The organism is Burkholderia sp. 4M9327F10, assembly GCF_005503145.1.
Lineage (GTDB): Bacteria > Pseudomonadota > Gammaproteobacteria > Burkholderiales > Burkholderiaceae > Paraburkholderia.
This window is the reverse complement of record NZ_SCNV01000003.1, coordinates 305,389-327,250: the sequence shown is the minus strand read 5'-3', so window position 1 is coordinate 327,250 and position 21,862 is coordinate 305,389. Positions and strand designations below refer to the sequence as shown.

The following is a 21,862-nucleotide window of genomic DNA, read 5'->3' as shown; positions in this document are numbered from 1 at the left end:
GTATAGGGGCCATGCTGCGGGCCGATCTCATCGCGAACTAGCCTCAGGCGCCGCTATGAAGTGCCAATCCGCGGGCATCATTGAGCATCCATTTTGCAAATGCCTGCAGTGGCCCCTCAGCCAGTTCGATCGGCTCAGGAAGGACGAGGCAGAAGTTTTTGGTAATCGCCTTGCCATCTGGCCACGGTGCGACCAAACGGCCCTGCTCCAGCTCGGCTCCGATGTAAAGGCGCGGCACCAGTGCGACACCTAAGCCGGCTAGCGCCGCTTCTATCAGCATGGAATGGAGATCGTAACGTGCGCCAATCGCCGAATTGGTCAGCACGATGCCGGACTCCTGTGCATAAATCTGCCAGGCGTCCGGGTTTTGTCGCCTGTGAAGGCGTGGCAGATCATCAAGCGACGGGGTCGCCCCCGCGCCTGCGAGGAGCGCGGGGCTACAGACGGGCACAAGCACCTCCTCCAGCAGCGAATGGAGATGCATTCCCGTCCATGCCGGATGCTCAAAATGAATGGCTGCGTCAAAACCGCTGCCCGCAAGGAGGAACGGCTCCATACGTTCGGCGATATGCACCGTGATGTTCGGATGCTTAAGTTGAAAATGTTTCAGCCGGGGGATAAGCCAGCGGGTGGCAAAGGTCGGAATTGCGGCGATATCAATGCTCGCGCCCTCGATGGGCTGCCCCATCAGGTACAGACTGTCCCGTTCCAGCCGATCCAGAATCTCACGAACCTGCACCGCGTATCGCGCACCGTTGGGTGCAAGCCGCACCCGATTGCCAATTCGCTCGAACAAGGTGACGCCCAGAAACGCCTCCAACCGGCCAATCTGGCGACTGACGGCGCCCTCGGTCCGCGCCAGCTCCTCGGCGGCTCGGGCGAAGCTTCCGTGTCGGGCCGCAGCCTCAAACGCCTGGAGCGCGGAATTGCTTGGAATCTTGCGTGGCATTGGCGTCTCGCCGATCAGAATGTGTTCGTGGTCAGCTTGAGCAAATATCACTGAAGCCTGACTTTATTTCGTTTTATGGGCCGGAAATGCCAGCTTAGCATTACGTTACTGCAATGAACATGAAACGTTCGCAGAAGGATATGCATCCCTCTCGAAGGACACTCTGATGATCTACACCGTGGAATGCAGCTTCGCCGACCTCAACAGCGAAGCCGAATGGAACGACTTCTACAGCCTTGAGAAGCTGCCCGCTCTCATCTCGGTGAGCGGGTTTCACACGTCGCAGCGATTCAAATCGATAAGCGATGGTTGCCCCGTCTATCTGGCCATCCACACGATCGACGGCCTCGACGTGCTGACCGGAGAGGAATATCGCCAGAAAGGCGGCGGTAATTTTGCGAGGTGGCAGCAACACATCAACGACTGGCATCGAAATCTCTACAGCGATATCGGTTTTGCCCCAGCCGTAAAAGACGATGAACTCCTCGTGCTTTGTGCAAGCGGCCCACATCCCTTGATCCAGATGGGCCTCAAGCCGCTGGCCATGCAGGCCGTTGCGCTGGAGAAATTTCCCGAACGCCGTTGGCTCGGCACACTGCCCCGGAAAGACGCTCAGCTTATCGAGAGCACCTCGGAAGACATTCACCTTTACTCGCCGATCACGGAGCAACTGACAAGCGCCCGCTCCCTTTCGACTGCGCAGGAATAGGTCCGCGATGCCGAACGTCACTTTCTATATTGATGCGAGGCAGATGCCGTCTGACGAAAGTCTTGCCGGGCTTTCGCGCGATTGCGTCGAATTCTGTACGAATGTCCTTGAAGCGGAGCTCAAGAACGTTCACGTCATTTTCTTAAATGTTCGGCACGGGCATGGGCATCCGGTCTTCGTGGAAATCCAATATCGCCTTGAGACGTTTCGCACGTCACCGGTCATAAACCAGTTTATGGAAGCGCTGGATAACGCCATCGCTCGCCACACAGGTCTCACGGCGCGCATCCGTTGTTTTGGTTACGCCGCGTCGAACATTCACGCCCGAAATTAGCGGCTCCGGAGAAGCATTGTGTCCACCCTTACCTTTCCCAGTCAGCAAGTCGGGGATTTCACAATCACCGCCATCAGCGACGGATATCTCACCGCCAGTCTCGACTTCCTCTCGAATATCGATACCTCCGCGGCGTCCAGAATGCAGCGTGACGCCGGGCAGAAAGAACCCACCGCTGTACACATCAATTGCTACGTAGTACGCGGCGCGGGCCGCACCGTTCTCATCGACGGTGGGGCGGGAGGTTTCAAGCAATGGGGCGGCCACCTGAAGACCAACCTGGTGCTTGCTGGTATCGAACCCTCAACGATTGACACCATCCTGCTCACACACGCCCACCCCGACCATGTCGGGGGGCTGGTGAATGGAGCAGGACAAGTTACCTTCCCGAATGCGGAGCTGGTTGCGCATCGGCGAGAGGTCCGGTTTTGGCAGGACGACGGCAATCTGAGTCGTGCCAGCGAGCGGGCGCGCGGTAACTTCCTGATAGCGCGTCAGGTGTTTGACGCTTATGGCGACAAGTTACGCAGGTTCGATGAGGGACAAGTGCTTCCCGGTATCAGCGCGATGCCGCTACCGGGGCACACGGATGGACACACTGGATATGTTCTTGAGTCTCGTGAGCAGGGCCTTCTTGTCTGGGGGGATGTGGTTCATTTCCCGCACATCCAGATTCAGCGGCCAGACGTATCGATTGCCTTCGATCAGGATGCGTCCGTGGCCGTTACCACACGGTCGCGGCTCCTGGATCGGGTCAGTTCGGAGGGGCTTCTGGTCGCCGGCATGCATTTGGGAGAACTCGGTTTCGCGCGAATCAGGCGAATGAGCGGGAAATATGGGCTGGTTTACGAGGCCGAAGGGTGAGGTCACAGATTGCCTTGGCGGAGCGACCGCTTATTACGGTGAGGGAGCGTTTGTCCTTATCAGTCGGATGGCTGGTTAGGGGGAGACAAGCTTATGAGAGGCCGACCGAAAACGCGTGTGGATGACGGTTTCTCGCCGAACCAAGTCTGATTAGAGAAGTTCTGCAGTCCACATGAGACATCTCATACCGCTCTGAAAGGCCGTTCGTGTCAGCATTCTCATGCGTGGCACCCAAGTTGAAGCCGTTCCGACAGGCAACGATCGAGCATGTGCCCGCCGAACGTGCGCTCAGTCCGCGACCTCTGGGGTTGGAAGAACCTGGCCAATATCTATGCGATTCCCATCGGGATCCGCCAGCACGAAACATCTAAGCCCGAAGTCAGCATCGCGTAAGGTCTTGATGATCCGAACATTTTGGATAGCACAGTGCTCGTAAAGGACAGTTGCATCTTCCACCATGAGGTGAGCTACGTTATGTAGTGGTGCCTTGTGGTTTTTGTTCTGAGCCAGATGCAGTTCAGCCTTGTCCTTCTTCAGGATGGCAAACCCGACGGGATTGCCGTTCTCAAACACCTTATTAAACCCCAGCACACCGCAGTAGAACTGGAGGCTCCGGTTGAGATTCTGAACGCCGATACTTGCTGCGAGTCTTCCGAAACTAACGCCATGCGACGATGGCAACGTGGTTTCCATGTTGAGGCTCCATCCAATGAGCCAGAGGCAGCCCGCAAGGCGGTGCTTATCGGCAGCATGCGTGGTCTCGTTAGGCGGAGCGGTGTCCGCACGATAAGCGCCGCACAACGAGATGCGCAGCGTGCCACAAACAATAGCAGAAAGTCACAGCGCGTTCAAAAGCGCCGAGATACGTTCGGCGAGCGCCAAAAATGCACACACGGCGCAAACCGATTCGGCGCTGATTGCCGAGGATCTACCGCACGGGGTCGATTGACCGTTCCTGGCCAAGTGCCATCTCATACACCATGGGAGCGCGCATTCAGATAGTCATCAACCCTCTTCAACAACAACGCGCAGCGTTGCATCGTCGCTTCACTATCATTCAATTCTTGACGTTCGACGATTGTGAATTCCTGAACAAATGAACCGGCCGGGAACTGCTGCCAGCTTAGGTCAATGTGGTACCAGTCATCGCCAATACGGAGCCCATTCCAGAAGTGGACGTCTAGTGCTTTCCCGGTCCATACCTTCCCTTTAATGATTTCAGTTTCGGGGTAATAGTGCTGCACCACCCGGGACGTTGGGTAGCACTGGCCCAACGCAGGATTTCCCATTTGCTCAACTTCTAGATAAGCGGTTCGTTTATCCCAGGAGGCGGCTAGCGCTTCACGAAGGCGAAGCATGAAATCCGGGGGGCGTGCCATAGTCAGGTCCGATCTATTGTGTTGCGCCAAGGCGCTTGCAGGAGATTGGTTGCCGCCAATCGCCCAGTGGATGGTTGGCAAATTGTCAGGGATTCAGGTATTTGTGTCGAGCGGCTGCTTCATGGCCGGTTACTGCCGGACGGCGATTGGCAGCACGCGACCCGGAGCGGTCAGTCGCGATTACCCTAACTGGACGTTCGCGAGTATGAAACCCGCCATTTGCCTTGTGATGTCGGTGTGGCTACACTGCGCGGGCGATAATGATGCGGCAAGTAGCGGGCTTCTAGCGAGGCGTCCGTCAGGTGCCAGTGAAACCGTGCTGGGCGGCAGGAGGAAACAGCGACGTGAATGCTCCATTTTCCGGCGGGTGTGCATGCGGGGCGATCCGCTATGTATGCTCGCGTGTGCCAGTTGCGACGTTAAACTGCCACTGCCTGGACTGCCAGCGCTCAAGCGGTGCCCCTTTTGCTTCCGGCTTCATCGTCCGGGTGTCGGACGTGACGATTGCTGGCACGCCGAAGACATACGCGGTTCTTGCCGGCAGTGGCATGCTCGCGACACGCAGCTTTTGTTCCGTTTGTGGCTCTCCTCTATTCACTCAAGGCGAAGCTGCTCCGGAGGTGATGTCCATCCGTTTCTCTACGTTGGACAATCCGTCGGAGTTTCAGCCGATGCTGGATATCTGGACATCTAGTGCACAACCATGGGTTTGCCGTAGTCAGGCCATTCCTCACTATCCTCTGTCACCCTGACTCGCTCGCCGTCGACCGCGCGACTGACCGTGTCGGAGCAGTTTTTGCCGGTGGCAGCCAACAGCGGCTCCTGGCCGAACTCGGAGGTTCGGCCAACGCCAGTCAGTCGCCTGCTCGATCTCGACGCGAACTTCCCTTGTCGACCCCATAGCGACATTCACGAGTTGCCCCGAAACATCCGCTTTGAGCCAGGAAGGGGACATCTGTGAATCGGAGGGGACATCGCTTATCCATCGCCTGAAGTTGCGGACACGCTACCTGTAGCGCCGGGCCCTCGCAGCCCGCTCACACCGTATCCAATTCCAACTACCTTCGAGGTCCGACAAGCATGGAAGTCGGGAGATGTCGGATCAGTGCAGATCATCAGTCTATGAAGGCGAACAGCTCAAGCAGCCTTCCTTGGCGTGTGATCGCTATGTCGACGCCGGTCACGGTTGCTCTATTGGCTTCGGGCCCATATCCCCATGCGAGACGACCGATTCCATGCATGACCTGAACCGGTCCACGCTCGATAAATTCGAAACCGGGGAATCTCGCTTGCAACTCATCGACCCTGCGATTGATCTCATCGAAGCCGGCATACCGGCCGTCTGGATCGACGAAGATACCTTCCGGTAGCCAGATGGTTTTCAATTCAATCAAGCGTGCCGCAGAATCTCGCTCGCCAAAGACCAAAAGCAGATTGCGCTTCAGAAGTTCACTTACCGAAAAGCACATCGCGGATTCCCTTTAGTAGCCGGCGATCTGGCCGAACCATGTCCGCGCTCCCGACGAACCTGTGCGTTGAAAGCGGGTTGCTGCGTCTCAGTGTCGGGCGGCCGCTGATACAGCGAAACTGTCCTCCAGCATCAGGAAGCTCGCGATCTTTGCGCAGGAGAAGGTCATAACGATCGCAAATGCGCTATCGATCAGTTTTCCAGTGGCGTTGACCCGCGTTTTCAGATGGCCGAGAATCACAGCCCGATCGTCGCTGGCGAGCACATCCTCGATGTCAAGGCTGATGCGCTCGATCATTGTTTGCGTGTCGCGAATGAAATCCGATATGGCATCGCGTCCCGTCTTCTGGCCAACCCAAGGCAATACTCCTGCGTCCCCAGGGATCTTCCAGTCGAGATCGGGCGTGCACAATGAAGCGATTTCCTCAGCGCTTGCGCCCGAACCCATTTTTTCAAGGAACAGATGGGCGAGACGAAGGTTGTCCTGCGAACTCATGATGTTTTCCTTAACATGTTGAGACGAAAATCAGACCTGTACGCGTCCGCCGTCGACAAACATCTCGATACCGGTGATATAGCTGGCATCATCGGACGCGAGGAAAGAGACCGCCTTCGCGATCTCGTCGGTGGTGCCGACCCGGCCAAGCGGCGTCGTCTTGGCAACTTCCTCGCGATACGCCTCGATCTGTTCGTCGCTCATCTTGAGTTCGGTCTTGTAAGCCGGCGTCACGACGACGCCGGGCGCAACCACATTGACGCGGATGTCACGGCCTTTGAGATCGGATGCCCAGGTTCGTGCGAATGATCGCAAGGCCGCCTTGGTGGCGGCATAGACACCGAACGATGGTACGCCCTGTACCGACGTGATCGACCCCGTGATCACGATCGCGCTGCCAGGACGCATGAACGGCAGTGCGCTTTGCACGGTGAGCAGCGTCCCTTTCACGTTGATGCCGAAATATTTGTCGAATTGCGCTTCAGTGATGTCGCCTAGCTTCGCAAATTCTCCCCCGCCGGCGTTCGCAAACAGGATGTCGATTCTCTGGTGCGCCGTCGTGACTGTCTGGACGATGCGCTCGAGGTCTTCAGCGGACGAGATGTCGCCGCAAATCGCACACGCACCGTGACCTATCTCGGATACCGCCGCGTCCAGCTGCGCCTGCCGCCGCCCGGTGACGAACACTGTGGCGCCTTCGCGAGCCAGGCGCTTCGCGGTGGCGAGGCCAATCCCGGTACTACCGCCGGTTACGAGCGCGATCTTTCCCGCATGCTTGGTCGAATGGATGTTGTCGTAAAGAGAGGTTGTCATCTCAAGGTTCCCGATTCATTTAGCCGATGACCCATCCTAGATTAAGCACATGTGCAGATAAATGGGTACAGTGTGGTTTGTCTATTCACATCTGTAGATAATCGGAGCCAGACGATGGACCATTTGCAGGCAATGCGTGTCTTTTTCCGCGTTGTCGAGACAGGGGGATTTGGTCGGGCGGCCCATTCCCTGAACATGCCTAACGCCACAGCAAGCAAATGGGTCAAATCACTGGAAGCGCATCTCGGCGTCAAGCTGCTGGAGCGCAATACGCGGCGTGTCAGTGTGACTACCGATGGCGCTGCCTACTATGAGCGCACCCGGCAACTGCTCAGCGAGCTCGACGACATCGAGGCCACGCTCGGCCGGGACCAGGCGAGTCCGCGCGGGGTACTCAGAATCGACGTCGGGGGGTCGACCGCAAGCGGCATCCTCATTCCCGAGTTGCCGGCCTTCCTTGCCCGCTATCCGAAGATCACGGTCCGGCTTGGCGTTACCGATCGCACCACGGATCTGATCGCGGAGAACATCGACTGTGCGATCAGAAGCACGTCGGATGACCCGGACCTGGTGACGCATCCGATCGGCACGCTGGCGTGGACCACCTGCGCGAGTCCGGCGTATCTCGCGAAGCATGGAAATCCGAAGCATCCACAGGACATCGTGGACAGGAACATGCCGGTGGTCGGATATTTTTCCGCTAGTACCGGTATTACGCAGCCCCTTGCGTTTCGCCGAGGCCAGGAGACGATTACGCTCGGGCACGTACGCAATGATGTGCTTGTCAGCGAGAGCAATGCGCATCTTGCATCCGCACTGGCTGGTTTGGGCATCGTCCACACTCTGGACTTTATGGTTCGCCCATTCATCGAGCAAAAGAAACTGGTGCCTGTTCTCGCGAGATGGCGGCCGGACCCACTCAAGGTCTATATCGCGTATCCGCCCAGCCGGCGATATAGCACCAAGGTGCGTGTGTTCGCGGATTGGGCAGCGACATTGTTCGCATCCACTTGAGTCTTCAGTCAACCATCGGTACTCATCCTCGGCTACTGGCTGGCCTTCCGCCCGGGAACACCCCGGGCTCTGTCCGTCGCATCGCGAGGACGCGATGATGAAAGCTGCGACGTGTCATGCCTCCCGTCGTACCAAAGACATCACCGCACCGGCTCGATCTTGAAATCATCCACCGCCACACCAAGATCCACGCCTTCACCGCTGGCGCTCAACGCCATCGAAGTCGTTCCCTTGGTCAGCACCTGGGCAGTGCCGCTATTGCCTGCGCCAGCCGAGGCGCCGGCCTGCGCGTAACTGCCGTACACTTCCTTGATGCTGTAGACATTGGTGATATCACCGTGACCGCTGACGCGGAACTTGCCGGCTGTCAGGCCGCCGCCGTGTACGCTGATCGTGACAGCGGCCCTTTGGCCATTGTCGCAAGTTACTTTGCCGCGCCCTTCGGCGTGCTGATAAATCGCCGACCATCCGGACATGCTGAAGGTCAGATGGCACTTCACCGGCGCGCCGGCAGCCTGAGCCGAAGTGGCGGTCAAGCCCGTCAGGGCACCCACGCACAGCAACGTCGCGGCGGTCGATACAAGGTTACGCTTGCTCATAGAATCCTCGTGGCACATGAAGATGGGGTATCCAGTGTAACCGCCATTTGCATCCTGCTGGTCAACAGGCGCCTTATGAGGCAGCAGGAAGAACGGTCCGAGAAAAGCATGGCGGAGCTCTGTGAACCGATTGTGAAGAGGAATCTCGATCACAACCTGATCGTTGCGGACCGGAGGTCAAACTTCGGGGATGTCGTGTTTCGGCGATATGCCGAATTTGCGCGTGTAATCGCGGCTGAACTGCGCGGCACTTTCGTAACCGACCTCGAATGCCGCTGTGGAAACCGAAAGCGCGCCGGCACGTAACAGGCGGCGCGCCTCCAGAAGCTGCAGGCCCTTTCGATACTGAAGCGGTGACGACGCCGTGATCGCCTTGAAATGCTTGTGAAACGAGGATGGACTCATCCCGACGCTGCGCGCGAGCCCCGGAACCTCGACGGGCGATCGAAAGTCACGCCGCAGTTGCGCTATCGCGCGCGCAATGGCGCTGGCGTGGCTGTCACGGCGGATCAGGTTGCGTAACATCCCGCCGAACGGTGCCGTCGCAAGCCGGTAGTGGACCTCGCGCGAGACGAGCGGCCCCAGCACCGCAGCATCCGTCTGCCTGCCCGCGAGTGCAAGATAGCGATAAAACGCGTCGACGAGTTCGGCATCGCAGCGGTGGACCGCGAGCGACCGAGACGGCGCGGCCGGAGCAGGCGATTCCGGCAGCGCCTCATACAGATCGCGCAGCATGTCCAGTTCGACATTGAAGATCAGTGCGAGATAGGGAGTCTTCGTGACTCGCGCTATCACCGGAAGGTCGTGACTGACGAGCAGGCACTCTCCCACCTGCATCGGATATGAATGCGTTCCCAGTACCGTTTCTTTTCGCCCCTGGAGGATCAGGATAACAACCGGCTCGTAGATCGCGGCTTCGAACGATGTCGGGTGGTGGTGCCGGAGAATGCCGAGGCTCTTCAGCGGCTGCACGTACTGGCTCCCATGGGCATTCAGGCGGGGGAACTGGCGCGCGGCGAGTTCGGCGAGATCTACGAGGTTCATGCTGCGAGTCTAGCATCGCCATTGCGCGTTTCTGTCTCCGGTTAGAGGATCGAGCAAGAAGCAAGGAGATACTGACAAGTATCTTGCGCAATGGAGTCGTACATTGAGCACATGACAAACCACACATTGCGCACATGACGAACCATCTGCTGACCGTACATCACCTCGGGCACTCCCAATCGGAACGGATTGTCTGGCTTTGCGAGGAGCTTGGGCTCGAATATGAGCTGAAACGATACGAGCGCCGCGCGGACAACCGGCTAGCGCCGCCGGAATACCAGGCACTGCACCCGATGGGAACGGCGCCGGTCATCACCGACGGACCGTTGGTGCTCGGTGAATCCGCAGCGATTGTCGAATATCTGATCGAGGTACATGGCAACGGGCGGCTCGCCGTGAAAAAGGATGAGCCCGGATTCGCCGACTATCTTTATTGGTTCCACTTTGCTAACGGAACCCTGCAGCCACTCGTCTTGCAGGTGTGGTTTCTCGAACGAGTCGATCCATCCGGGGAGAATGCGACACTGCAGAGATTGAAGGAGCGGTTCACCCTGGTTTTCTCGACGATCGAGAAGCGTCTGGGCGACGCGCGTTATCTCGCCGGTCCGGAACTGACGGCAGCAGACATCATGACGGTGTTCTCGCTTACCACCATGCGGCGGTTCAAGCCGTACGATCTCTCGCCGTGGCCGAACATCCTGGCCTATCTGCAGCGGATCGGCGCGCGCCCGGCGTATCGGCGCGCCACGCAGAAGTCAGATCCGGATATGACGCCATTGTTGGGCGCCACTCCATAGAGAACGCAAGGCCTTCAGCTACGGACCTGATCTGTGGGTGTGTTGCCCGCCCCGTTGAGATGTCCCGAAAGTAAAGACGCCCACTATCAGCAACGCTCTCTGCCGAGATACGCGACGACCGCCGGTGTCAGCGCGATGCCGCGCAATTCCTCCGGCGATGCCAGATGCGCGCCGATAATCTCGCGGTTATCAAGCCGCAACTCAGGCATGCAATCGAGGTGCAGTTCGAAGAAGTGCACCCGGTCTCTTCGCCCTTCCCAAATACCGCAGGCATTCCCCGCGGGGAGTAATGGATACGACGAGAGACCAATCTCCTCCTCCATCTCGCGCCGCGCCGCTGCATCAGGCGCCTCACCGGGCCGGACACTCCCGCCGGGAAAATTCCACTCGGCGCGGTACGATGACTTCACGAGCAGCAGTGCCTGCCCGACGTAGATTGCTACCAGCGCGCCCTCATGACGAGGCCGTCGAAGATGCCACCAGGCGCGAGCAAGCCGGAATCCGAGGCGAAGCGCCATGCGCCAGACAAAGTCGATCAGCATCGTGGGCCGCACTCGCTCAAGGCTCGGCATGAGGTCTCTCCTTTTCACTTCATTCCATGGTCATCCGGCACATTATGCGCAGGCCAGGTCAGTCGCATTAACTTTTCCCTAAAGTCGCGAGCTATGTGGCCATTTGCTGTTATTCGACCACCCTGCGGGCACACAACCCGTCGTTGTGCCGCAAGGACACTGCCAGGAAGAGGAAGAGGTCAGGAGAAACAAAAAAAACCGCTGTCCGTGGGGGCAGCGGTTTTTCTTGCGATGGGTAGCGGATCGAGGACTCGAACTCCTTATGCGTCCGTCGGCATTTGCGCGTCCATGACGCCGCTTCGTCGCTTTGCGCTGATTTGCGCTGATTTGCGCCTGGTTGCCGGTTGTCCGCCTTGGCAGATGTTATTGGGCAGCAGGCGACGCCGTGGACGGGGTCGCCAGCGTGTTGTTGACTCCGAAAGCGGGGCTGGCCGGCGCCGAACTATTGTTGATGCTCTTCTGCTGGCTCGAACCCGGCGACATGGTGCCCGTGCCGCTATCCGAGTTGGTGGAGCTCGACGTGCCATAGCCGCTCGTTGCATTGGCGGCAGGCGACACGACGCTCGGGGTTGCCAACGTGTTGTTTTGTGCATAAGCGCCGCCCGACAGCATGAGTGCGGCGGCGGCCGCGATAAGTGTGCTGGTTGCCTTGTTCATGATTCGTCCCTCCGTGCTTGGGTTGGAATATTGACGCAAACGATCCATTTGCATTTATCCATGCGGTCGTTGTACGCCTGGCCATGGCGTGCCCAGGTAAGCGGCACCTCGTTCGGGCCAGCGACGCCCGCTATGTCTCAAACGGCTCAGGCAATGCGCGATAAGGCTTCGCACCCCGGTATTGCACCGTATTGACGACATACACTGCGCCCGCAGTTCGCGATCGAGTCTATGGCAGATGACGCCAAGTGTAGGAAAGTGCTCGCTGATAATTAAGCGCATTGTTCGCAAGGGTTAATTGCGATTTTTGAGGCGGCCATCCTTTATGCCGCATGGTTCGTGCCCGCAGCGAACATTGCGTTCGGCCTGGATGAAGGCACAGGCTGCGCCGATAAGACCACTACTCCCGGTTCAAGCCACGCCAATCAGCACGTCAGCAGGAATGCGCAGTCCCGCATGCAGGCGGCGAATCATCGTCAGGCTGAGGGCGCGTTTGCCGTTCAAAACCTCATAGACCCGGTTTGCGTTGCCGATATAAGGCTGCATATCCGGGACAGATAAGCCAGCTTGTTCCATCCGGAACTTGATGGCCTCGACAGGATCGGGGCTTTGCAGCGGGAAATTTTCGGCTTCGTAGCGCTCCACCAGAATTGACAGAATATCGAGGCGATCACCGTCCGGCGTACCAGACGCCGGATCGGCGTCAACGAGTTCAGATACGGCCGCAAGCGCAGCCTTGTAATCATCTTCCGTGTGCAGGGGGCGAATATCCATTTTCATTACTCCATTTCCACCGTTCCAGCGTCGATCTTGTCGTACTCGGCGTGAGTGCCAACGAATTTGACATAGATGACGCCGATCCGATACGCGACTGCAACTATCAATCGAAAGTCGTTGCCTTTGATGTTGAATACCACCCTGTTTCTTCCGACGAAACTCGCAGACGCATATTGATCCTTGATGTCTTGCGGCGTTTTCCAGTTCGCCTGGGAAGCTTCCGCGTGCCATGCCAACAAAGCTTGCTTGGCCTGGGCATGCCCTTCGATGAACGAAAGAAGGTTTCTTTTGGCAACGATTCGCATGGGAGACATGTTAGTCCCAAATTGGGACTAACACAACCTCAAACGGCGTCTCACGAATCCCCGATCCCGCCCCACATTTCGCGTTTGACAAACCATCTTTAGATATATATCTTACGACACATCTTAAGACACAACAGGAGGTCCCAGATGCGTCACTCCCATTATTCCCGCCGTCACTCCGACACCGACGGCCGTTATTCCAGCGACGGCTTCTCGCTGCACGCCCTGTTACACGCTCTTGGCCGCGAATACTTCCGCGAAGGCCGCGGCAGCCGTGAAGACCGCAGCGAACGTGGCGAGCGCGACGAGCGCGACGAGCGCGACGACAGCCGCCGCGGCCGTGGCCATCACCGGCGCGGCTTTGAAGACTTCGACGGCGCCCGCCGTGGCTTTGCTTATCCTGACCGTTTCGCACTGCATGCGCTGTGGCACGCGATTGGCGGTCATCACCACCGCCGCGGTGAGCGCGGTGGCCGCTTCGGTGGCGGCGCTGGCGGCTTCGGCGGCGGTCCGGGAGGCTATGGCGGCGGCGACGGCGACGGTTTCCCGCGCGGCCGCAAATTCACCTCGGACGATCTGCAACTGATGCTGCTGGCCCTGCTGGACGCCCAGCCGAGCCACGGCTATGAGCTGATCAAGGCGCTCGAAACACGCTCGAACGGCTTCTACAGCCCGAGCCCGGGCATGGTCTATCCGGCGCTGACCTACCTCGAAGAACTGGGCTATGTCACGGTCCAGCTCGAAGGCAACCGCAAGCGCTACGAACTGGCCGAACCCGGTCGTCAACACCTCGCGGACAACCGCGACCGTGTCGACCTGATGCTCGCCAAGCTGACCCATATTGCCCGCAAGATGGATTCGGTACGGCGCGCGTTTGCCGGCGAAGAACCGTTGGACCCGAGCGAAGGCGGCTGGCTGCCGGAGCTGATCGAAGCGCGCCGCGCGCTCAAGCTTGCCCTGTTCCGCCGCGACAACGTGCCGGCTGCGGAACAGCGCCGGATCGCGGCCATCCTCGTACGCGCTACCGCTGAAATCGAGGGCAATGCAGGGGCTGCTGCCACCGGTAGCGGCCCCGGCGCGGGCGATGCCTGAGCCTGTGCGGCCGGCATCCCCAGCACTACCCAACATAACTGGAGAGAACACTTATGCTGACCAGGTCCGATCTCGCGGTCACCCGCGTACGTCATCCCCTGAAATTTCGTCTGCTGCAAGTCAAGCGTGTGCAACCGCTGACGCCTCACCTGATTCGCGTCACCTTCACTGGCGACGATCTGCACGATTTCGTATCGGCATCGTTCGACGATCACATCAAGGTCTTCTTCCCCGCACCGGGCGCCGACAAGCCGGTGTTGCCGAGCGCCGGCCCTAACGGTCCGATGTTTCCGGAAGATCAGCCGCGCCCGGTGGCGCGCGATTTCACGCCGCGCCGCTACGACCGTGACGCGCGCGAGCTGGATATCGAGTTCGCCATGCACGAAGCTGGGCCGGCCGCCGCGTGGGCAGCCCAGGCAAAGGTCGGGCAATATCTCGGCGTGGGCGGCCCGCGCGGCTCGCTGGTGATTCCGACTGCCTTCGACTGGCATCTGCTGATCGGCGACGAGACCGCCCTTCCGGCAATTGCCCGGCGTCTGCAGGAACTGCCGGCAGGCACGCGTGTGGCAGCGGTACTCGAAGTGGCCGATCCGTCGGCGCGCATCGAATTCGACACCCAGGCCGAGTTGCATGTGGTGTGGCGCTACCGCAGCGATTCGCCGTATCGCGGCGATGCACTGCTGCAAGCGGTGCGCGACACCTATCTGCCTGACGGCGAAGGCTATGTGTGGGCAGCGGGCGAATCCGCAACGATGCGCGCGGTCCGTTATCACCTCTGCACGGAACGCGGCGTCGACAAATCGCGTATCCGCGCAGCCAGCTACTGGAAACAGGGCGCCGAAGCGGTTCACGAAAACCTCGACGACTGAACCCGCGCAGTGCCTGCCGCCAGCCACACGGCTGGCTTTTACCTTTTCAAGGATCCTGCCGATGTATTCCATCAGCACCAAGCATGAACAGCGCCTGCTCTGGCTGCTCGCGCTGACGCAGTTCACCATCATCATGGACTTCATGATCATGATGCCGCTGGGACCGCAGATCATGCACACCTTCGGCATCACGCCGGCGGCGTTCGCGACGGCGGTCTCGGCCTATTCGTGGTGTTCGGGACTCTCGGGCCTGCTCGCCGCTACCTATATCGACCGCTTCGACCGGCGCAAGCTGCTGCTGATCGTCTACGCATTGTTCGCGCTTTCCAACCTCGGTTGTGCCCTCGCCAGCAGCTTTCCGCTGCTGCTCGCGGCACGCGCGTTCGCGGGCATCACGGGCGGTGTGCTCGGCTCCGTGATCATGGCGATCGTGGGCGATGTGATCCCGATCGCACGGCGCGGCGCGGCCACCGGCACCATCATGACGTCCTTCTCGCTCGCCGCGATTGCCGGGGTGCCGGTGGGCGTGATGCTCGGAGCGCACTTCAGTTGGGCAGCACCGTTTGTGCTGCTGGTCGTGCTCTCCGTGCTGATCTGGTTCGGTGGGGCACGCGTCGTGCCGCCGCTCGCGGAACATCTGAGCCGCCAGCCCCCTCCGCTGCGCCAGGTCCTGCCCGATCTCGTCCGCCTGCTCAGCAATCTGCGTCATCTGAATGCATTTGCGCTCACCTTCATGATGATGGTGTCGCATATGATGGTGATTCCGTTTATCGCTCCGATGCTGGTCCTCAACCACGGCGTACCGCCTGCCCATCTGTCGTGGATGTATATGGGCGGCGGCTTCGCGACGTTCTTTACTTCGCGTGCGATTGGGCGCCTCGCCGACCGTTATGGCAAGCACCGGGTATTTCGCATCATCACTCTGGTGTCGATGCTGCCGGTGCTGTTCGTCACTCATCTGCCCGATCTGCCTTTCGTCGCGGTCGTGCTGTTCTTCCCGTTCTTTATGGTGGCAATGTCCGGGCGGATCGTGCCGATGCAGGCACTCCTCACCACGGTTCCCGAGCCGAGCCGCCGCGGCGCGTTCCTGAGCGCCAATAGCGCACTCCAGGCGCTCGGCATGGGTTGCGGCGCCTGGCTCGGCGGTCTGATGCTGACCAATACGGCGAGCGGCCAGATTGCCGGTTATGGCACGGTCGGCTGGGTGGCGGTGGCTATCGCAATGGCGGGGATCCTGTGGATCGGCCGGGTGCACGCGGCGGCGGCCAAAACACCGCCGGGTGCAGCGGCGGAACTTCACCCGGAACCGCTGAGCGAAGCCTGATTCTGCGAGGCGGCGGGAGTTCGGCCATTAGCCGCATTGGCTTCATTGGCCGATCGCCGCCGCCCTTGCTGGCATCTACCTGAACAACTTGATGGTGGCCTCGATCGCGTTGACATCCCCCACAAACGTTAGCATGACTAAGCACAACGCCTAGGCGCGTGTCGCTGTTTCCGGGTAAATCTGATTGACCACCTGATACGACAGACCCGTCCAGTACTCCCCGCCTTCCTGCGCGACAAACTCCGCTTCCTTGTGCGCGAGCTGCGCCACACCGGGATCGAGCAAAAAGTCTTCCAGATCGTTGATCGACGTAAAGCCCATGATCGACACACCGTCGATCTTATGGCCCACCGGATGAAAAAACGGCTGCCCGGGCTCCGTTGCGCCGATGTTATGCAACTGAACATAGCGCTTGACGTAGCGGGTCGTCGCCGGCTGCTGAAGCACATGGCGTGCATATTGATTCAGCCAGGCCGCGTGAAATCCTTCACGCGACAAACCGGCCTTTCGCCTCACCACCTTGACCAGCAGGATCGATTCACGCTGCGTTTCGCTCGGAATCACGATGTGCTGGCGCGACAGCACGGGGCACAATTCGCGGAAGATCGCCCGATCCTCAGGCAGAATCTTCGCGTCGATCTCGGGCTGACTGAAAACCGCCTGCAACCCCGCGAGGTCCTCAAACGCCAGATAAGCGATGCCGTCCCATTGCGGCCGCCGGTACTCCGGCACATGGCCGATCACCGTGTCGAACAGCTTGCCGGCCGCATCGACGGGTGGCGTATACGGCAGCGGCGACTCGTTGGAAGGGCCGGCCGGCAGACGGTGAATCTGATCGTAGCGAAGCAGGTGCTGAATGCCGTTGGCCTCAGACGGCTGCGCATGGATAAAGCGCGGTCCGTGCGTCTTGCGCCAGTACTCGGTCCATTTCTCGAACCCGAGATTCGGGTTGTTCTCGAAAGCGCTAGTTGCTGTGGCGGGATCCTTGACCAGTTCACCTCGCGCGTCGAGCAGCAGATTCGGATCCCGACGGCGCTCGCTCAGCGCGGCGTTGTCGGCCCGCGACAACAGCGAACAGATGACCGTGAGCGGTTCGGAATAGGCCCGGTAGGTTTTCAGATAAGGCGGGCGAAATCGGCTTTCGGTGGATACGTTAAACACCCTACACTCCCGTTTTTCGAAGCAGCGGCAAGGTACGTCGCAATGCGGACCGCCGATCCTGCGGCGCGCGCCACGCACCACACACGGCGGCTGATATCGCGACAGGTACGCATGACATATTAATTAGCATAACTTATCTATTAACCTGCTTTTACCACCAGATCCACACGAGCATCCCTGGACTGCTCGCGTCGCAACCCGCCGCCTCGCGAAATATCAAACAAGGCGAACTTCAACCGAAGCCGAAACGGAACGGGAGCAAACCTTGAAAAGAATCATCGCACGAGATTAGATCGCATGCAATCTATTTAGCAGGGCACTTAAGCAGCGCAAGGACATGCGCAGACGAGGATTCGGAGGAGCGTCCCAAGGCTAACGCTCCCCGCAAGCGATAGCTGCTGCGATAACATATCTCAAAGGCATAAATCACGTGAGATATAGATGCGCTGGACCCGGGCGGGCAACATGGCGCTGCCCCACGGCGGCTCCATCACACATCAACCTTGCAGTTGCCGCCAATCCAAGCTCAAAGATACGGCTGATGTGCGTGCTATATTCGCTGACTTAAGCCTCCGGAACAATTATCTGCAGTAGCGGCGGCCTTACCGCTACCCTGGCCGCGCTGCAACGCACCTGCTTCGCATTGAAAGCGAATGCCGGCATGAACTGAGACCTCTTTAGATCGATTCCGACGGTATGTCTTCCAGCCTGCTCTCTCTCGCCGAAGATACCTTTTGCTTACGCCTGCAACGGGCGGCGCGCATGTGGCGCAAGGTTGCCGATATTGAGCTCAAGAAGCTGAACCTCTCGGAAGCCACCTCTACGCCGCTGTGGCTCATCTACAAGATGGGCGAAGGTCTTCGCCAGCGCACGCTGGCCGAACACCTGGGCCTTGAAGGTCACTCGCTGGTGCGCCTGCTCGACCAACTGGAAGAAGCCGGTCTCGTAGTACGCCGCGACGACGCACTCGACCGGCGCGCCAAGACCCTGTATCTGACTGATGCGGGCCGGCAGGTCGGCGAACAGGTCGACACCATGGTCAAACACATCAAGAACAAACTGCTGCACGGAGTGGGCGCCGATCAACTGGCGCTGGTCGATTCCGTGCTGAACACCATCGCCACCTCCGCCGAAAAATAGCGCTGGCTCACGAAGCAGCAGGCAAAACCGAGCCGCCTGATTCGCGCAGCGTGATCGAACCGCCAGTCGGCAAGGGCGCGTTTCTGGAAGTACACCGATTGGACGCGGAGAATACTCAAATTACATCTCATGCGATGTAATTCTGTGCCATCATAAACACCAACCACACGACGTGAAGCCTGGCCCATGACCGGTCATCGCATCACATGGCATGGCCGCCGGATCGCCCCGGCGAGCGTCGCACCGTGCCTTCCTGTCACCCATCCCGTTCACGCAACACGCCATGAGGTGCACATTGACGACATCTGCTGCGGTGTCAGCCAGCCATGAGCCGCTAACGCGAAGCCTTGTCCTGTTACTGGCCATTGGCACCGGCATCGGCGTGGCCAACGTGTATTACATCCAGCCGATTCTCGCCACGATTCAACAGGATTTCGGCGTTCCGGCGCATTGGGTCGGCTGGGCGCCCACACTGACGCAAATTGGTTACGCGCTAGGCATGCTTTTACTCGCACCGCTGGGCGATATGCTGAATCGCCGTTCGCTGATTATCGGCAAAGGCCTTCTGCTAATTCTCGCGTTGCTTGCCACGGCATTGTCGCCAAACTTCACAACGTTGCTTGTCACAGGCACGATGATTGGCCTGCTCGGCAGCGTCGGACAGGACTTTATTCCGGTTGCTGCCCACCTCGCTCCCGAGTCGCACCGGGGACGCGTAGTCGGCACGGTCACCACCGGGCTGCTGACCGGTATTCTGTTGTCCAGAACATTCGGCGGGATCATCGCGGAGAACTTCGGCTGGCGCGCCATCTATGCGGTTGCAGCGGTTCTGGAAGGCGCGGTCGTGCTGGCGGTGTGGCGCTACCTGCCCTCGCTGCCGGTCAGCGTGCGTGGCCACTACGGCGATCTGCTCGCGAGCCTCGGCAAACTCTGGCGCAAGCATGCGCCGTTGCGCAGAGCGGTTTATACGCAGGCACTCGTGGCATCCTCGCTAGGCGCGTTCTGGTCGACCCTCGCGCTGGCGCTGGCCGCTCAGCCGTACCGGCTGGGCGCCGGCGCCGCCGGCGCTTATGGGGTAGCCGGCGCGGCGGGAGCGCTTGCCGCTCCCCTGCTCGGCCGCCTGGCCGATCGCGCCGGCCCCGTGCCGGCGATCCGGACCGGCTGTCTGCTGGTGGCGCTGTCGTTCGCGGGCATGTGGCTCTTTACCGGCTCGCTGCTTGCTCTCGGTGTTGGCGCGGCGCTGTTCGACCTCGGCGTGATGGCGGCCTTCGTCTCCCATCAAACCATCGTCAATACAATCGAACCTGCCGCGCGCAGCCGTCTTAACGGGCTGCTGGTCACGGGTGCGATGTTCGGTGTCGCGGCCGGTGCGGAAGCCGGCAACCTGGCGCTCGCCTACGCGGGCTGGCACGGCGTCTGCCTGGTCGGCCTCATCGCAGGCGTCGGCGCACTGGTGCTTACCCGCCGCAGGTCCTGAGATGCGCCGCTATCGCGCGCTTTGCCATTTATCGGCCTTCGTCGGCGCCCTGCGCGGCCAGCCCCTCTTCGAGGCGCGGAATCTCGCCGCCACGAAGAGGCTTGCCGAGCAGGTAGCCTTGGGCGTGCGTGCAGCCGCAGGCGCGGACGAACTCCAGTTGCTCAGGCGTTTCGATGCCCTCAGCGGTAGTCGGCATGCCCATTTCCCGGGCCAATGCCACAATGCCGCGAACCACCGCAGCGGATTCGCGCCGGTGTACCGCCTCCTTGACGAACGAGCTGTCGATCTTGAGCTTGTCGAACGAAAAGCGCACAAGCGTCGACATTGTCGAAAATCCGGTTCCGAAGTCATCCAGCGCCAGCCCGATACCCAGGGTGCGAAGTCTTGCGACATTACGCCGGGTGGCGATATCGTCGCTTAGCAGCACGGTCTCGGTGACCTCGATATTCAGGCGCTCCGGCGGCAATTTCGTTTTACGCAGAATGGCTTCGACAGTCGCCGCGAACGATTCTTCGCGCAATTGCACGGGTGACACATTGACGGCGACCGGCACGGCATCGCGCCAGCCCGCCGCCTCGTCGCATGAGCGCTGTAGCGCCCACTCTCCTAACGCCAGCACGAGGCCGGTTCGCTCAGCGGTTGGAATAAATGCCACCGGAGACAGCTCGCCGCGAGTCGGGTGCGTCCAGCGAAGCAACGCTTCGCGGCCCGAAATAACGCCGTCGCTCAGATCGACGATTGGCTGATATTCCATCCTCAGGCCCGTGAACGACTGCATGGCGCCTTCCAGATCGCTGCGCAGCAGGCTCAGACTTTCGTCGGAAACGTGCTTGTCGGCGTCGAACACGGCATACGCGCTCTTACCGTTGCGTTTGACCGCGTACAAGGCGCGATCTGCGCAGATCAGCAACTGCGGCCCCGTCTTGCCATGCTCCGGATAGAGCGAAACGCCGACGCTCGCGCCAATATGCACACGAGCCTCGTGAAGCCCAAACGGGCGCGCGAGGGTCCTGACAATACGGTCCGCCAGCGCACGGACCTCATGAGCAAGCGGCGCGCCCTCGGGGATCACGACGAACTCGTCGCCGGCCAGCCGTCCAACGAGGCCGTCGCCCGGCAATATCTCGCGCAGGCGGATCGCCGCTTCCTGAAGTATCTGGTCGCCGGCGGCATGACCCAGGCTGTCATTGATGGCCTTGAAGCCGTCGAGATCGATTAGCAGAACCGCAAACGCATGATCCGCACTTGAGGAACCCGCTTCGGTGCGCTCCAGCAAGAGCTCGTTGATACGGGCGCGATTGGGCAAACCAGTGAGACTGTCGTGGCGCGCAAGGCGATGGCTGCTTTCACGCGCCATCAGCAACGCGACGGTGTCCCGATTGCTGCGCAGGGCGACCGTGAAGAAGCCCGCCGCGCAGAATGGCGCCTGAAACAACAGGACGAGCTTGCCCGAGCCGGGAGAAAGGGCCGCGCCCAACCCTAGCAAGCCGAGAATCAGTGAAATCTGGATCAGCACGAGGCGCGGCGTGCCGGCATTGCGTCCGGCGAGCCCACCGATCAAACCGACTGCGCAAACGTTGCCGAGCAGGAAAAGTGTCTGGTCTCCGCTGATATTGCACAGCAAACTGCCAAAGCCGAACAGCGCGCTCCAGAGAATACTTGCCACCAGAAAGGCCGATGTCGGCGTCGGCTGACCGCGTTCGCTACGGCGCGAACAAACATAGATCAGTGTCAGCCGCGTGACCAGCAGCGCGACGACCGCGCTAAGCCAGCCGGCGTACAGGGGGTTCGGATGGAGGTGGTAAGCCGTCGCGCAGACGCTGATTTCGCAAATGGCCGCGAAGACAATCGACGCGGTCCGGGTGAACAGGTTGGCAAGCAAAACCTGCCGGTTGTCGGCACTCAGATGCTGGGACGAGGAGACGATCCATTGCAAAAATGGAGACCTGGGTTCACTGAAAGCCATGACCTGCGCACTTTTGACGGTTGATTGATCGAGACGGCGACTCCTCGGATTATTGC

Annotated in this window: 24 protein-coding genes; 10 read left to right on the top strand and 14 right to left on the bottom strand. The window is 59.9% G+C overall.

Annotated features, from left to right (window positions below; all coding sequences use genetic code 11):
- Nucleotides 1-43: 43 nt before the first annotated feature.
- Nucleotides 44-949 (bottom strand): LysR substrate-binding domain-containing protein, encoded by a 906-nt coding sequence (locus tag FFS45_RS05765; protein WP_137953731.1) that lies wholly within the window; start codon nucleotides 947-949, stop codon nucleotides 44-46.
- Nucleotides 950-1,115: 166 nt separating this feature from the next.
- Between FFS45_RS05765 and FFS45_RS05760 the strand changes: the two genes are divergently transcribed.
- From FFS45_RS05760 to FFS45_RS05750, 3 genes are read left to right on the top strand one after another with little or no spacing between them, the layout of a single operon-like run.
- Entirely contained in the window at nucleotides 1,116-1,658 is a 543-nt protein-coding gene (locus tag FFS45_RS05760; RefSeq protein WP_137953730.1) for a sugar ABC transporter, read from the top strand.
- Between the two features lie 7 nt (nucleotides 1,659-1,665).
- Nucleotides 1,666-1,992 (top strand): hypothetical protein, encoded by a 327-nt coding sequence (locus tag FFS45_RS05755; protein WP_137953729.1) that lies wholly within the window; start codon nucleotides 1,666-1,668, stop codon nucleotides 1,990-1,992.
- Nucleotides 1,993-2,010: 18 nt separating this feature from the next.
- Entirely contained in the window at nucleotides 2,011-2,856 is an 846-nt protein-coding gene (locus FFS45_RS05750; RefSeq protein ID WP_137953728.1) for an MBL fold metallo-hydrolase, read from the top strand.
- 288 nt (nucleotides 2,857-3,144) lie between these two features.
- Here FFS45_RS05750 and FFS45_RS05745 read toward each other — a convergent pair whose 3' ends face one another.
- The 5 genes from FFS45_RS05745 to FFS45_RS05720 all read right to left on the bottom strand — a co-directional run bounded on the left by FFS45_RS05745 (nucleotide 3,145) and on the right by FFS45_RS05720 (nucleotide 7,012).
- Nucleotides 3,145-3,549 carry a VOC family protein gene (locus tag FFS45_RS05745; RefSeq protein WP_137953727.1) on the bottom strand — a complete coding sequence of 135 codons (405 nt, stop codon included), beginning with the start codon at nucleotides 3,547-3,549 and terminating at the stop codon, nucleotides 3,145-3,147.
- 278 nt (nucleotides 3,550-3,827) lie between these two features.
- Nucleotides 3,828-4,235, bottom strand: coding sequence for a hypothetical protein (locus FFS45_RS05740; RefSeq protein WP_137953726.1), 408 nt, complete (start codon nucleotides 4,233-4,235; stop codon nucleotides 3,828-3,830).
- Nucleotides 4,236-5,350: 1,115 nt separating this feature from the next.
- Nucleotides 5,351-5,704 carry a hypothetical protein gene (locus FFS45_RS05730; RefSeq protein ID WP_137953724.1) on the bottom strand — a complete coding sequence of 118 codons (354 nt, stop codon included), beginning with the start codon at nucleotides 5,702-5,704 and terminating at the stop codon, nucleotides 5,351-5,353.
- Nucleotides 5,705-5,791: 87 nt separating this feature from the next.
- Nucleotides 5,792-6,199, bottom strand: coding sequence for a nuclear transport factor 2 family protein (locus FFS45_RS05725; RefSeq protein ID WP_137953723.1), 408 nt, complete (start codon nucleotides 6,197-6,199; stop codon nucleotides 5,792-5,794).
- A gap of 30 nt (nucleotides 6,200-6,229) precedes the next feature.
- Nucleotides 6,230-7,012, bottom strand: coding sequence for a glucose 1-dehydrogenase (locus FFS45_RS05720; protein WP_137953722.1), 783 nt, complete (start codon nucleotides 7,010-7,012; stop codon nucleotides 6,230-6,232).
- Nucleotides 7,013-7,126: 114 nt separating this feature from the next.
- On the opposite strand from FFS45_RS05720, the gene FFS45_RS05715 reads away from it, so the two are divergent.
- Nucleotides 7,127-8,026, top strand: a complete 900-nt coding sequence (locus tag FFS45_RS05715; protein ID WP_137953721.1) for a LysR family transcriptional regulator — start codon at nucleotides 7,127-7,129, stop codon at nucleotides 8,024-8,026.
- Between the two features lie 140 nt (nucleotides 8,027-8,166).
- Here FFS45_RS05715 and FFS45_RS05710 read toward each other — a convergent pair whose 3' ends face one another.
- Together FFS45_RS05710 and FFS45_RS05705 are read right to left on the bottom strand one after the other, a co-directional pair.
- Nucleotides 8,167-8,778, bottom strand: coding sequence for a hypothetical protein (locus tag FFS45_RS05710; protein WP_212745702.1), 612 nt, complete (start codon nucleotides 8,776-8,778; stop codon nucleotides 8,167-8,169).
- Between the two features lie 24 nt (nucleotides 8,779-8,802).
- Nucleotides 8,803-9,669, bottom strand: coding sequence for an AraC family transcriptional regulator (locus FFS45_RS05705; RefSeq protein ID WP_137953720.1), 867 nt, complete (start codon nucleotides 9,667-9,669; stop codon nucleotides 8,803-8,805).
- Nucleotides 9,670-9,803: 134 nt separating this feature from the next.
- On the opposite strand from FFS45_RS05705, the gene FFS45_RS05700 reads away from it, so the two are divergent.
- Nucleotides 9,804-10,466 carry a glutathione S-transferase family protein gene (locus FFS45_RS05700; RefSeq protein ID WP_249362666.1) on the top strand — a complete coding sequence of 221 codons (663 nt, stop codon included), beginning with the start codon at nucleotides 9,804-9,806 and terminating at the stop codon, nucleotides 10,464-10,466.
- 86 nt (nucleotides 10,467-10,552) lie between these two features.
- Here FFS45_RS05700 and FFS45_RS05695 read toward each other — a convergent pair whose 3' ends face one another.
- The 4 genes from FFS45_RS05695 to FFS45_RS05680 all read right to left on the bottom strand — a co-directional run bounded on the left by FFS45_RS05695 (nucleotide 10,553) and on the right by FFS45_RS05680 (nucleotide 12,777).
- Nucleotides 10,553-11,038, bottom strand: coding sequence for an NUDIX hydrolase (locus tag FFS45_RS05695; RefSeq protein WP_137953719.1), 486 nt, complete (start codon nucleotides 11,036-11,038; stop codon nucleotides 10,553-10,555).
- Between the two features lie 363 nt (nucleotides 11,039-11,401).
- Nucleotides 11,402-11,695: a hypothetical protein gene (locus FFS45_RS05690; protein WP_137953718.1), complete on the bottom strand. Its 294-nt coding sequence runs from the start codon at nucleotides 11,693-11,695 to the stop codon at nucleotides 11,402-11,404.
- A gap of 411 nt (nucleotides 11,696-12,106) precedes the next feature.
- A complete protein-coding gene (locus FFS45_RS05685) occupies nucleotides 12,107-12,469 on the bottom strand; it encodes a transcriptional regulator (RefSeq protein WP_137953774.1) in 363 nt (120 codons plus the stop codon).
- A 5-nt stretch (nucleotides 12,470-12,474) separates the two neighbouring features.
- On the bottom strand, nucleotides 12,475-12,777 hold the full coding sequence (locus tag FFS45_RS05680) for a type II toxin-antitoxin system HigB family toxin (protein WP_137953717.1): 303 nt from the start codon (nucleotides 12,775-12,777) through the stop codon (nucleotides 12,475-12,477).
- 147 nt (nucleotides 12,778-12,924) lie between these two features.
- On the opposite strand from FFS45_RS05680, the gene FFS45_RS05675 reads away from it, so the two are divergent.
- The 3 genes from FFS45_RS05675 to FFS45_RS05665 all read left to right on the top strand — a co-directional run bounded on the left by FFS45_RS05675 (nucleotide 12,925) and on the right by FFS45_RS05665 (nucleotide 16,062).
- On the top strand, nucleotides 12,925-13,869 hold the full coding sequence (locus tag FFS45_RS05675; RefSeq protein ID WP_249362665.1) for a PadR family transcriptional regulator: 945 nt from the start codon (nucleotides 12,925-12,927) through the stop codon (nucleotides 13,867-13,869).
- A gap of 53 nt (nucleotides 13,870-13,922) precedes the next feature.
- Nucleotides 13,923-14,738, top strand: coding sequence for a siderophore-interacting protein (locus tag FFS45_RS05670; RefSeq protein ID WP_137953716.1), 816 nt, complete (start codon nucleotides 13,923-13,925; stop codon nucleotides 14,736-14,738).
- 61 nt (nucleotides 14,739-14,799) lie between these two features.
- A complete protein-coding gene (locus FFS45_RS05665; RefSeq protein WP_137953715.1) occupies nucleotides 14,800-16,062 on the top strand; it encodes an MFS transporter in 1,263 nt (420 codons plus the stop codon).
- A gap of 150 nt (nucleotides 16,063-16,212) precedes the next feature.
- Here the strand turns inward: FFS45_RS05665 and FFS45_RS05660 are convergent, their stop codons facing one another.
- The gene (locus tag FFS45_RS05660; protein WP_249362663.1) at nucleotides 16,213-17,223 is read right to left on the bottom strand and encodes an EthD domain-containing protein; all 1,011 of its coding nucleotides are present in this window, start codon (nucleotides 17,221-17,223) and stop codon (nucleotides 16,213-16,215) included.
- A 696-nt stretch (nucleotides 17,224-17,919) separates the two neighbouring features.
- Between FFS45_RS05660 and FFS45_RS05655 the strand changes: the two genes are divergently transcribed.
- Together FFS45_RS05655 and FFS45_RS05650 are read left to right on the top strand one after the other, a co-directional pair.
- On the top strand, nucleotides 17,920-18,363 hold the full coding sequence (locus tag FFS45_RS05655; protein WP_249362661.1) for a MarR family transcriptional regulator: 444 nt from the start codon (nucleotides 17,920-17,922) through the stop codon (nucleotides 18,361-18,363).
- Between the two features lie 295 nt (nucleotides 18,364-18,658).
- A complete protein-coding gene (locus tag FFS45_RS05650) occupies nucleotides 18,659-19,840 on the top strand; it encodes an MFS transporter (protein ID WP_249362659.1) in 1,182 nt (393 codons plus the stop codon).
- A gap of 28 nt (nucleotides 19,841-19,868) precedes the next feature.
- On the opposite strand, the gene FFS45_RS05645 is transcribed toward FFS45_RS05650, so the two are convergent.
- Nucleotides 19,869-21,806, bottom strand: a complete 1,938-nt coding sequence (locus tag FFS45_RS05645; protein WP_137953712.1) for an EAL domain-containing protein — start codon at nucleotides 21,804-21,806, stop codon at nucleotides 19,869-19,871.
- Nucleotides 21,807-21,862 lie beyond the last annotated feature (56 nt).